The organism is Metamycoplasma canadense (genome assembly GCF_000828855.1).
In the GTDB taxonomy this organism is placed as follows: Bacteria; Bacillota_I; Bacilli_A; order Mycoplasmatales; family Metamycoplasmataceae; genus Metamycoplasma; species Metamycoplasma canadense.
In genome coordinates, this window is sequence record NZ_AP014631.1 from 135,321 (window position 1) to 147,711 (window position 12,391).

Annotated in this window: 11 protein-coding genes; 4 read left to right on the plus strand and 7 right to left on the minus strand. The window is 21.6% G+C overall.

Features of this window, described 5'->3' with window-relative positions; translation table 4 throughout:
- Nucleotides 1-4: 4 nt before the first annotated feature.
- From MCAN360_RS05065 to MCAN360_RS05070, 4 genes are read right to left on the minus strand one after another with little or no spacing between them, the layout of a single operon-like run.
- Complete coding sequence (locus tag MCAN360_RS05065; protein ID WP_052461460.1) at nucleotides 5-1,675, minus strand: type 2 periplasmic-binding domain-containing protein; 1,671 nt, start codon at nucleotides 1,673-1,675, stop codon at nucleotides 5-7.
- Complete coding sequence (gene era / locus MCAN360_RS00555; protein WP_045433345.1) at nucleotides 1,675-2,562, minus strand: GTPase Era; 888 nt, start codon at nucleotides 2,560-2,562, stop codon at nucleotides 1,675-1,677. Before era ends, MCAN360_RS05065 begins: the two co-directional genes overlap by 1 nt.
- 16 nt (nucleotides 2,563-2,578) lie before the next feature.
- Nucleotides 2,579-3,031 (minus strand): rRNA maturation RNase YbeY, encoded by a 453-nt coding sequence (gene ybeY / locus MCAN360_RS00560; protein ID WP_045433346.1) that lies wholly within the window; start codon nucleotides 3,029-3,031, stop codon nucleotides 2,579-2,581.
- 39 nt (nucleotides 3,032-3,070) lie between these two features.
- Nucleotides 3,071-5,092 (minus strand): Mbov_0121 family peptidase domain-containing ABC transporter, encoded by a 2,022-nt coding sequence (locus tag MCAN360_RS05070; RefSeq protein ID WP_045433349.1) that lies wholly within the window; start codon nucleotides 5,090-5,092, stop codon nucleotides 3,071-3,073.
- A 117-nt stretch (nucleotides 5,093-5,209) separates the two neighbouring features.
- On the opposite strand from MCAN360_RS05070, the gene MCAN360_RS00570 reads away from it, so the two are divergent.
- The 4 genes from MCAN360_RS00570 (at nucleotide 5,210) to MCAN360_RS00585 (ending at nucleotide 8,848) form a co-directional block, all read left to right on the plus strand.
- Nucleotides 5,210-5,887: a hypothetical protein gene (locus MCAN360_RS00570; RefSeq protein ID WP_045433352.1), complete on the plus strand. Its 678-nt coding sequence runs from the start codon at nucleotides 5,210-5,212 to the stop codon at nucleotides 5,885-5,887.
- Nucleotides 5,888-5,891: 4 nt separating this feature from the next.
- Entirely contained in the window at nucleotides 5,892-7,283 is a 1,392-nt protein-coding gene (gene gltX, locus MCAN360_RS00575; protein ID WP_045433354.1) for a glutamate--tRNA ligase, read from the plus strand.
- A complete protein-coding gene (locus MCAN360_RS00580; RefSeq protein WP_045433355.1) occupies nucleotides 7,274-7,654 on the plus strand; it encodes a hypothetical protein in 381 nt (126 codons plus the stop codon). Before gltX ends, MCAN360_RS00580 begins: the two co-directional genes overlap by 10 nt.
- 672 nt (nucleotides 7,655-8,326) lie before the next feature.
- Nucleotides 8,327-8,848: a hypothetical protein gene (locus MCAN360_RS00585; protein ID WP_045433356.1), complete on the plus strand. Its 522-nt coding sequence runs from the start codon at nucleotides 8,327-8,329 to the stop codon at nucleotides 8,846-8,848.
- A gap of 19 nt (nucleotides 8,849-8,867) precedes the next feature.
- Here the strand turns inward: MCAN360_RS00585 and MCAN360_RS05075 are convergent, their stop codons facing one another.
- The 3 genes from MCAN360_RS05075 to MCAN360_RS05085 are packed head-to-tail and all read right to left on the minus strand — an operon-like array spanning nucleotide 8,868 to nucleotide 12,151.
- Entirely contained in the window at nucleotides 8,868-9,650 is a 783-nt protein-coding gene (locus tag MCAN360_RS05075) for a hypothetical protein (protein WP_045433357.1), read from the minus strand.
- Nucleotides 9,643-11,469 (minus strand): MAG3240 family lipoprotein, encoded by a 1,827-nt coding sequence (locus tag MCAN360_RS05080; protein ID WP_148310075.1) that lies wholly within the window; start codon nucleotides 11,467-11,469, stop codon nucleotides 9,643-9,645. Before MCAN360_RS05080 ends, MCAN360_RS05075 begins: the two co-directional genes overlap by 8 nt.
- 1 nt (nucleotide 11,470) lies before the next feature.
- Nucleotides 11,471-12,151: a hypothetical protein gene (locus MCAN360_RS05085; RefSeq protein ID WP_045433360.1), complete on the minus strand. Its 681-nt coding sequence runs from the start codon at nucleotides 12,149-12,151 to the stop codon at nucleotides 11,471-11,473.
- Nucleotides 12,152-12,391 lie beyond the last annotated feature (240 nt).

Consider the following 12,391-nt stretch of genomic DNA (forward strand, 5'->3'; position numbering starts at 1 on the left):
CATTTTATGATTTTGTTTTTTGATAGTAATATTCAATCATTTTAGTTTTTAATTCCAAATCAAGAGGTTGATAAGGTCTAAATTCTACATTTTTAGCAGTTTGCATATCATAAATTGATATAGCTTTTAAATCAGGTTGCTTTTTGTTATCTAAAAAATATCATTTAGTTAAAAAGTTTTTAATATTTTTATAGCTTGGAGTGTAATTTATAGTGTCAAAATTTTTTATGTTAGGTAAATTATCATAAGAAAAGGCATTTCTAAAAGCATCATAATTTTTTTCAAAGAATTCAACAGGTATTTCATTTAAATTTTTAGCATTTTTTTCAGAATTAAAAAGTGAATTAAATATTTTATTTTTAAACTTTTTTTCTTCATTATTAAGATTTTTAATTATTTCTTGAAAAACGTTATTGATATATGTATTCTCTATCTCTTTTTCACTTTTTATAATATCAGAAAATATATACTCATTTAATTTTGAAAGCAAATTATCAGAGCTTTTTTGGTCAGTATCTTTTGAAATTATTCATGCATCGATATTAGCGTACGTAAAGTTAGGTCTTATAAAAGAAATATTGTTTTTTTCTTCTAGGCTTTCAAAATTGTCTTTGCCATAGTAAGCATCTAAGGCATCGCCGTTATACATAATAGCAATATCAGCTTTTTTAGAAGAAGGTTCGATTATTGAAGAAACTAGTTCTTGACCGTCAGTTACTAACTTATTTCTTGAAATATCTTTTATTGATTTACCAGTAGAATCAATAACTAATTTATTGAAGTTATCTATTGAATCTTTGTAATTATTTTTATTAAATAAAACTCAATTACCATGATTATTTTTTTGGTTTAAATCGCCAGATGAGTATTGATAAAATTGTCCAATCATAGCGTTATCTAAAAACCAGTTAGTTCAGTAAATGCGAGGATTATTATATTTATTTGTTAATTTGCTTAGTGCTTCAAATCAACTTATTCCGTTTTTTATATCGTCAAAGCTTTGATTTTTTTTGATAGAATTTCTTGTTTTTTTATAAATATCAAATTCTTGTGGATTATAGGCAATAACTTTATCTAATGTAAAATATGGAATTAAGAATTCATAAAAGTGGTCAATCCCTTCATCACCATCAATTTCAAAACCTATTATTTTTTTAGTATCTTGTTTATCATAATATAAATATGGCTTTATTGAACCATTGATAGTTTGATTCTTATTATTTTGAGGATTAATTTTTTTTATTTGATCTATTATTCAATTATTGTAATATTCAAATTGTTTTATTACTTCTGGACTGTATAAACTGTATATTTTTTCTTTTTTATTTTGCTTGTTAAAATCAATGTTATAAGCTTTTTTGAAATTTATTTTTTTAAGTTTATCTTCTAAAATTAATTGTGCTATTTGATAATCAGAACTTACTCCAGCAACAGCTTTTTTATTTTTAATATCTCTTGTAAACTCATCAAGGTTTTTAAAAACACGATAAGAATAATTTTTCTTTATTTTTGTTATTATCTCTTTTTCTAAATACGATTCATAATTATAAATAACCACTTTGTATGGATTTAAAAATTTAATAATCAAAATAACAATAAAAAACAAAAATAAAAAGAATATAAAAATAGTGAGGAGTATTAATTTTAGACGATGTGTCATTCTTTTTATTTTCATTAATATCCTACCTTCTTGATTTTTTGTTCATTGTCAACCCAGTCTTGATCCACTTTAACTTTTAAAAATAAATTTGTTGCATGATCAAAAACTTTTGTCATTTTTTGTCTTGATTGCATTGAAATACTTTTTATTTTTTTGCCGCATTGACCAATAACAATACCTTTTTGAGATTCACTTTTTACATATATAGTTGCATAAATATCATAAGGTTTATAGATTTCTTCATGTTCTTTGAATTCATCAATTATAACTGCTATTGAATGCGGTACTTCTTGAAACAGATTTTTTATTGATGCTTCTCTTATTATTTCCTTAGCAATAAATCTAAGAGATACGTCACTCAATTGATCATCATCGTATGGAGGAATATCTTCATATGAATATTTTTTTATTTCATTAATCACATCATCATAAGTTTGTTTATAACCTTGTCCAACACCTAATATTACTTCAAATCCTAAAGCTTTTAATTCATTTGCTTTTTTATCTAAGATATTTTTGTTGTTAATTAAGTCTATTTTTGTTAGCACGGCTATTTTATTTACATCATTTAATTCTTTAATTTTATTAATAATAAATTTATCACCTTTTCCTAATTCTTCATTTGCTGGGGTTAAAAAAAGAATTAAATCAACGCTTTGTATTGTATTGTATGCTTTTTCATTTAGTTTTTCTGATAGTAAAAATTCAGCTTTATGAATTCCTGGTGTATCAATAAAAATTATTTGATTATTATTATCATTATAGATGCCTTTTATGTTATCTCTAGTTGTTTGAGCAAGATTAGATACAATAGCTAAATCAAAATCTAAAATATTATTAACCAATGTACTCTTTCCAACATTTGGTCTACCAATTAAACCAACATAACAAATTTTTTTCATATCACCTCACAATTTTTTAGATTCTCTTTATATTTAGTCTTGACATTATGTTTTCAACATGATTATTCATTATTGTTGCTTCTTCTTCAGTTTGATGATCAAAGCCAAATAAATGAGCAATTCCATGAGCAAAAATGTAGCAAATTTCTCTTTTTAGACTGTGATTAAACTTTTTAGCCTGTTTTTTTATTTTTCAAGGAGATATTATTATTTGGCCTAATTCAAGAAAATCTAAAAAATCTAGTTCATTTTCAGCTTCTAAAGGAAAACTCAAAATATCAGTTGTGTAGTTTTTATTTCTATGTAAAAAATTGAGTTTTTTCATCTTAAATTTATTTACAAAAAGTAAGTCTACAGATAAATTTTTTTTAGCATTAAATTCTTTTTTAGCTTCTTTTAAAATATTCAAAAAATCATCTTTAAATTTAAAGTGAAAAAAACTCTTGTTTTTAATTGAAAGTTTATGCATGAAAATAATTATAAATTAATGCAAAAAAAATACAAAAATTTAAGATATTTTTTTTATTACAAAAACAGGGGAATTTTTAATCAAAAATTTTTCATTGTGACTAGTTTCAATAATAATTGAATTTTGTTGTTTTTCTAAAATACATTTTTGCATTATTTTTCAAACATCATTTGATAAAAATTCAAAAGTTTCATCAAGTAAAATTAATTGGTATTTTTTAATAACTAATGGTAATAATTTTATTATTTGTATTTGTCCTGCAGATAAGTTTGATTTGTTAATATATAAATTTGAAAAAATATCTAATTTTAAGGCATTTAATAAAAAAATAAAATCATTATTTCGTAATATTTCGTTTCTTTGTTTTTCATTTATATTTCAAAATAAATAAGTATATAAATCTGTATTGGGAAAATCATTATTTTTATTTGAAAAATAAACATTTTTAGTGAATCAACTTGGACTAATTTTTTCAATCGGAATATTATTAAAGAATATTGAATTTTTTGTGTCATAAAATAATCCAGAAATTAGTTTTAAAAAAGTAGTTTTTCCAATTCCATTTTCACCCTTAATAATTAAGTTTTTTTCAATATGTAAATTTAAATCAGAAAAAATCTTTTTTGAGCCTAAATTTAATGATAAATTTTTAATTCTTATCGAGTTTAAAATTAGGTTATTTTTAAACTTATTTTTATTATTTTTTAGAGGAATTTTTAAAACAAAAAAGATTTTTTGAATATTGGTTTTATTTATTAGTTTTGTTATAGAGTAATTTTGTAAATTATTTATAGGATCATTTAATAAATTTTGTACTTGTAAAATAAAAAATAATTGTGTAATATTGCTAAGTTGTAATTTAATAAATAAAGTATAAATTATAATGTTATTTAGTAAATTTAAGAAACTTAAAAAAACAGTTTTAAAAGAACTAAAGGCATTTATTTTTCTTTGAAGATTTAAATTTATTTGACTTGTATAAAAAAAATTATTTTTTTGAATACTATTTCAAAAATCTATATCATAAAAATTTCAATTATGTGAGATAAATGAAAGGTCATTAATTTCTTTCAAATTATTTTCAATTGATTTTTTTGATAATTTATAAATATTTAAATTAAATAAAATACCGATAAATACTTTAATTACATTTGTTAATGTCAGTATAATGATAAATTTAAAATTTATGAAGAATATAAGTGGAAATACAAGAGTTATCGATAACAGGAAAGTAGGTCAAAAAAATACAAACAATGCATAAAATTCAGAAATTAAGTTAATTGATAAAAATCTAATAGTAATGTCATTTTTAGTTATTTTTTCAATTTGAGTAAATTTAGCTTGTTGAATATTTTTTATAAAATTATTTTTTATTGTTTTAGATATTATTCTTTTAATTTTGTTTAAAAAAATATTATTTACAAAAGCAACAGCAATGACAGTGAGGGATATTCAAAATAAAAACAATAGATTTTTAAAAGATTGTTCATTGTTTTTATTTTGAATAGCATTAAATATATCTTTATTTAAAAAAGATAAAAAATAGTTTAAAAGAACAGAAATTAGAGCTAATAAAATTATTAAAATCAAAAAATTAGCCTTAATTTTAAAAGGAAATTGAAATTTATACATATATTTATTTTCAATATTTTTATTTTTTTGATTTTTTGTAAATAAGATAATTGAAGAAAAAATAAGCTTGAAATTTTCAAAAGAAATTTTTCTTTTGCCATTAATTGAATCGTATGTTTCGAAATAGTTTTTATGAATTTTTTTTATGATTATATAATGAAAAAAATTATCAACTTTAATCAGTGTAATAATTGGATCTTTAATATTTAAGTTTATTAATTCCTCAAACGTCATTTTGAAAGGGTCGATATTAATCGAAACTTTATTTGCTATTTTTTTTAATTCAGTAATTGAAATTCCATTTTCTGAATAATTTGTTAAGTATTTTAATTCATTAATATCGAGCCACTTTTTTCAATAAAACTTATATAACGATTGAATTATGTAAATTCCGCAATCTTTCAAACTATCTTGTTCTTTAATTTTCATATTTAAATTTTTATAAAAAAGAAAAAAATATTTGTTTTTATAAGAAAAACTGACGAAAACTTCAAACTAAATAAAAAGAAAAATAAATATTTATTTTTTTATATAAAATTAATAATTATGAAAAAGAATAGTAGTAAAAAAATATTATTAACTTTAAGTTCCATAGGAGCAGCTGTTTCGATTTTTTCACCTATTTTAGTTGCTGCTTCATGTTCACACGAATTACCAGTTTTATCAATATCGGAAGATCCAAAGTATTCGTTTATTAATGAAAAAAGGGAAAGAGTTATTAAAGGAAGTGCAAAAGAGTTTTATGATTTAAATACTCAATTTGTTTTTAATCCTGTTAATTCTAATGACAAGAGATATCCACTTTTTATTAATGGGAAAATAAATATAAATAATAGTGCAAAAAACGAGCCTTATAAAATTAAGCCAAATTTTGCATTCTTAAAATTTGATAATTTAACACCACGCTACGATTATCGTTTATTTTCTTTTACATATGATGAACTAGTTGCTAATTTACCTGGTGTTTCCACAAGATCTAAATATGCAAAATATCGTAATGATCCAAGAGCGGTTTTTGTAGTTTTATACTGAGTTGCAAAAACAAGTGAAGCTGCTCCTAACTTTGAAAATGATATTATAGCTCCGTCGCGAGCAAGATTTACTAACGCACCAGCAAATATTGAAGAAGCACCTTGACCATTTTTGAAAGACATTTCAAATGATTTAAGAGGATTTTGAAAAGATGTTATTGAACCTGTGGTTTTAATTTTTGAAAGAGAGTAAATTTATGAAAAAAATAAGAACAAGATATGCTCCAAGCCCAACAGGATTTTTACATATTGGTGGAGCAAGAACAGCTTTATTTAATTATTTATTTGCAAAGCATTTTAATGGAACTTTTATTTTTAGATTAGAAGATACAGATGTGGCAAGAAATGTTGTTGGTGGAGAAGAAAGCCAATTAAATAACTTGGCATGATTAGGAATTATTCCAGATGAAAGTCCATTAAATCCAAATGAAAAATATGGTAATTATCGTCAATCTGAAAAATTAGAAATTTATAAAGAAATAGCTAATAAATTAATTGCAGATGGTTTTGCATATAAAGCATATGATACTTCTGAAGAACTTGAAATGCAACATAAGGAACAAGAGGAAGCAAAAATTGCTTCATTTAGATATGATCCTAATTGATTGCAAATTAATAATGAAGAAAAAGAAAGACGTGATAAAAATAATGAGTATTCAATCAGACTAAAATTGAAAAAAAATACAGTTTATGGTTGAGAAGACTTAGTTAGAGGCCATATTGAAGTAAATAGCGATGATATTGGTGATTTTGTGATTGTTAAAAGTGATGGATATCCAACTTATAATTTTGCTGTTGTTGTTGATGATCACCAAATGGAGATTTCTCATGTTTTAAGAGGTGAGGAACATATTACAAATACTCCTAAACAATTAGCTATTTATGAAGCCTTAAATTGACAACCACCAGTTTTTGGTCATTTAACTATTATTACTAACATGGAAGGGAAGAAACTTTCAAAAAGAGATAAAAGTTTAAAACAATTTATTGAAGATTATAAAAATGAAGGTTATCACCCACATGCTATTTTTAATTTTTTATCATTATTAGGTTGAACTTCAAAAGATAGTAAAGAAATAATGTCTCACGAAGAATTGATTGAAAATTTTGATCCTGAAAGATTATCAAAGTCTCCTTCAAAATTTGATATTGTAAAAATGGAATGATTTTCAAAACAATATATAAAAAAAATAGACAATAACTCAATTATTAAAAATATTTTTTCTCCTTTTTCAAAAGAATGAAATGAATTGTTTGTTGAAACATATAAACAATCAGCCGCAACCTTAACTGAAATTAAAAATAATTTAAATATTTATATCAATCCAAAACACGAAACAAATTTATCTATTTTAAATTTAGAGGTAGTAAAAACATTTGAAGAATTGTTAAAAAATGTAGATTTTTCAATAGAAAATATTCAAAAATGCATTGACGAAACTAAAAATAAATTGAACCTTAAAGGAAAAGAATTATTTATGCCGATTAGAATTGCTACAACATATGAAGAACATGGCCCTGAATTAGCTAAAGCAATTTATTTATTCGGTAAAGAAATAGTCTTAGAAAGATTGAAAAAATGAAATTAAAGTACATTTTAACTTCAGAAATTGATAATCAAGAAAAAAAAGTTATCGAAACCAATTTTGTTAACTTTATTGAAAAAGAAGAAGGCAAATATGTTATTTTTGAATTTATTGATGAAAAAAACATGAAATGTAATTTAAAAATTAGCGATGATGAAGTTGAAATATCGTATGCAAAGCAAAGTTTTTTTATGAAAAAAAATCAATTTATTAATAATAAATTAATAATATCTGAAACTGATTTTTTTGACATTCAAGTATATTTAATTAAGGTTATTATTAGTAAAGAATTAGTTAGCTTTACATATGATTTATTGCAAAATAAAAGCATAATTGTTAGAAATACAATAAGTTTAATTTTTCAAAATAATTAAATTATCGTTTTCTATAGCGAAATATAAAGTTTTTTAATTTATAAGCCTTCCAACTTTACTATATTTAGAGTTAGACTAGTTTTTTTAAAAAAGCAGTGTAAGTAATTAAATTTTAAAACTTTAAAAGAAAGACAGCAAGTTTAATTTATAAAATTCAGCCAATTTAATTAAGGCTGAATTTATATTTTTTATTTTTTTTATGTAGTCATAAAAAATTATTTATTCAATTATTTCGTTTGTTCTTTTTTTTTGATTCTTTTAATAATTTATTTCTTTATGAATTGCAGGTGTTGTAATTATATAAATAAACCCCAAAGTCTTTCGAATTTACTTGGTCCAACTTTTGAGTTTATTATATGTTTTAACATATTTGTTATTTTTATTTATTTTTTATTGAGCAATATATATACCAAAATAGTTATTGAGTAAGGCGTAATAATGTGTGGATTTTTAGATTTTATTTATCGCTTATTTTATACAATTTAGTAATCTTGAGATAATAACTATTTTGAATATTGTAATTTTAATCCTTTTAATTTTTTTACTAATTGGTTTAGTATTCTTTTTAAGAATTAAATTTTAAAAAATAAAACCTAATTTAAAATTAAGTTTATGTTTTTATTTTAAAATATTTTGCTTATGTAATTAATAAAGTGTAATAAAATATCTATTATGAATTATAAAATTAGCAAAGCGAAATTTAAAAATAAACTACTTTATTCTATTATTGTTGGATTACCGATAATTTTAGGTCCGATATTTGTATCTTGTAAAAATGAAGATAATAATAAATTAGCTAACGGCAATCAATATAAGAGACTTGATGATTCTCAACTTGCAACAATTCATAATCAGTTTGTTTTCGAGCTAACACCAGAAGCAAATAAAGAATATAATTCAAATGCGAATATTACTCTCTTTAAGTTTGGGAATGTTATTAACAAGTTAAATAAAAAATATAATTCAGGTCATTATGATGATGGGGATAAAATTGCTAATGATCCAGAATTTAAAAAATATTTTAATTTTTATAAACCAGATATATCAAAGATTAGTAAAGTTCATAGAATTGATATTAAATTTGGATTTGACAATTCCACTAAATTAGTTAATTTATATTACGATGTTATTTGTTTTGATTTAAGAATTAACGAAAAAACAAATGAAAAAATTTCTTTAGACTTAGGTGAATAAAAATATAAAAAAAGATTTCTTAAAGCTTTTTAGTTTGAAAGCTAAAGAAATCTTTTTTATTATTTTCGGATAGAGAATTAACTAAATCTAAAATATTATTATCTAAATTAATGCGATTAATATTGTCATAAATATAATTTTTTGCTTCTTGATATTTTATTAAAAATTCATTATGTTGGTTTTTGTTTATTTCTAAAGATATTTGGCTTAGTATATTTTTTAATAAATTCATTATATTTTTAAGTGGTGGCGACGCTAAAGTATCATCATTATTTAAAATTAAATTTTCATTATAAATATATTGCTTGAAATCATTTTTTAATTCATTTTTAAATTCATTTTCTTTTTTGTTTAACATAGCTTCGTTATCAAATTTAAAATTTTCTAAATAAAAATTTAGGTTGGATAATGAATCAATGGCTTGTTCGAAAAAACTTTTAAATTCAAATAAAAGTTTAGAAAATGTATTACCTGATTTTTCAGTTCAAAAATCATTATAATATTTTTCTAAATTTTTTTTATTTTCACTTAAACTTTGTTCTTCTATTAATTCTTTAATTGAGGTTTGGACAATATCATAATTTTTATAAAATGAATAATATGAATAATTAAAAAAACGCATCATTCTTTTTAACTCTAAAGCTTCTTTTTTAATTATCTGGTTAAATATTGATTTTTTTTGGTTTTGATTTGTTTCAAATTCTACATTTTTTGAATTAAAATCTTCTTTTTTACTACAAGAAATAGTAACCAAAGTCGTAATAGGAATTGTTAAAAATGAAATTAATTTAAATTTACTCATTTATAACTCCTTTTGAAATAATTTTGAAATCAAGATTATTTCTACTATTTAATAAATTAGAAACTGTAATTTTTAAATTATAAAAAGGTTGTTGATTTTTCGTTGAAAAACTAAAATCATTTTCTGATATAAATTTGTAAAAATTAAAACTTAATTCAACTTCATTTTCTCTTTGAATAACACTGTCAAGTTCTATTTTTTTAACACCAGTATTTAAATTAGAATTTTGAGTTTCAAGAGCATAGGCTAGAAGATAATTATTTAAATAAGCAGTTAAAATATTTGCAATATCAGAATTTTTTTCAATCTTATTAGTATTTTGGATTTTGATGTAACTTTGAGTTTTAACTAAAGCTTTTTTTATCAAGTCTTTAAATAAAGAAGTATCTGAAAAATCATTTAATTTAAGAGTTTTGAATGATATAGTTTTATTTTTGTGATATATTGCATAATCTTTATTATTAAGTTCATTTATGTCTAAAAGTTTTGTTGCTAAACCTTTTAATAAATGACCGTGATCATCAAAATTAGAACTTAATAATGCATAATCCTTTGTTTCACCATTTTTTTTGTAAACACGTATTATTAATCTAATGATTTGGCTTGTTTGATAATAATTAGTAAATTGGACATCAATAACTTCATATTTTTCATCTTGTTTTTGATATATTTCTGGTATATCGAGTTGTAAACGACTTTTAAATTTTGAAAATAAGTAAACTAGACCGCGCGAGTTTCAATAATCAATACTATTATAACCTTTTATAAATGAATTAATATCTTTACCTAAATCTAAATTTTTATCTTGTTTAATAGTTAAATAGGCATTTTGAACATAATCATTAAATAAAGGCAACTGTTCGTTTAGTCCTTGTTCACCAACACCAAATTTTAAATTTGTGGCATAATTTCTAAATCCATTAATATAAAAAGTTTTTTCCTTTATCTGATTATTTATTATGCTTTCGTTTTGAAAGTTAATTATATCTTTTATTTTAAAAGCTATGTATCTTTGGTTTGAAAAATCATTTTCTTTTACTTCAGCTTTGTTTCAATCAATATCTATTTTTTTTATGTTCAAATCAAATTTATTTAAATATAAAATTAGAAAATTTAAAAATGTTCTTCTAAATATTTCACTATCACTATTTAGCCATGATTCAGCTTGGATAAATTCATTATTAAATAAATATCTTTTTAAATAATTTTTACCTTGACTATTTAATAAATGGTTTGTGTTCATTAAATTATTATTTGTTTTAATATCGTGAACTAAACGAAAAATAATTGTTTGAAAATCAAAAAAATATGGATTGGATACACGAAAATAATCAGTTTCTTTATTTAAATTAGCTAAATAATAAAATCACAAATCTGAAAATCCACCAGCTTTTTTTATCTCGTTAAAATCATATTCAGTAAAAAAATTATTTAAAATGTTAGATTTTGAAATATTAACTTTACTAATTTTAAAGTTATCATATTCTGTTTTTATTTGTTTTCAAGATTCTTTTATTTTAAAAGAAGGTTTGTACTTATTTTGCGAGTCGAATATTAATTCATTTTCTTTAGAAATTTTTTGAACATAATTTAAATAAGTAATTGAACCATCTTTTGCTGGTTTTAAATTATAAAAAATAGGTTCAAAATTATGTAACGTTGCAATCTGAGATAAATTTAATCTTGATAGATATTTAATATTTACTTTTTTTTCATCAATGCTTATTTCATTAGCTATTTTATGCTTACAAGAAATAGAAATTATTGGAAGAAAGAAACTTCCAATAACACCAAATAATAATAATTTTTTCAATTTCATATTATTCATTAGATAAATTTAAAAAAATTGTAGCATTTCCTTCAGTTTGTCTTCCATCCAAACATTTAATTTTAAAATAATAGTAAATATTTCTTTGTTGTGAATCTCACCCAAAATAGCAATGAACTTCATGATTACCAGCAAAATAAACTAAATTAGGAATATAGATATTAAAATATTTTTTAAATTCTTCATTTTTTAGATCACTTGGAGAAAAATTATATCTTTGCGTTGTTTTATTTAGATGTTTTTTGAACAATTTACCAATTTTTTTTCATAACCTTCTCTTATATTCATCTTTTTTTGTTTCATCTTCTAATTTGTTATATTCTTTTTTTTCCTCTTCTGAAAGATCGAAACTAGAATTTTTTATTGTGTGATCAACAACGAGTCTTAACTGCTCACCAATTAGTGAACCATCACGATCTATCGATTTATCTTCAACATCTTTTAATTTAATTAAAGAAATATCAATATCTCTTTTGCTTTCTTTTTCTTTTAGTGGCTCTCCTTCAAGAATTGTTGAATTTGTTTTGCCATTATTTTTTATTGAAGAATCATCATTTGTTGTAGCTATTTGTTTTTCTTCTTTTTTGCAGCTACTTAACAAAATGGTTAATCCTAAAATAGGTGTTAACGTTAGTCCTAATGTTAAAAATTTTAATTTTTTATTTTTTTTCATATTATTTTCTCTACCTAATTTTAATTTATAAGTAATTAAATTATAATTTTTTTATTAATTTTTACAAAAAAAGAGTAATAAATTAAGGCACAAAAAGTTAACAATTTATACATATTTTAACACTATAGTAAATTTTAATTCACCCTAAAGTTTTAGATTGTTTTTTTGCTTCTTAACACTGTTTTGTTGTCATTTTTTGCCAAATTGAAAAAAAAAAAAAAGAAGAAAATTATTTTATAA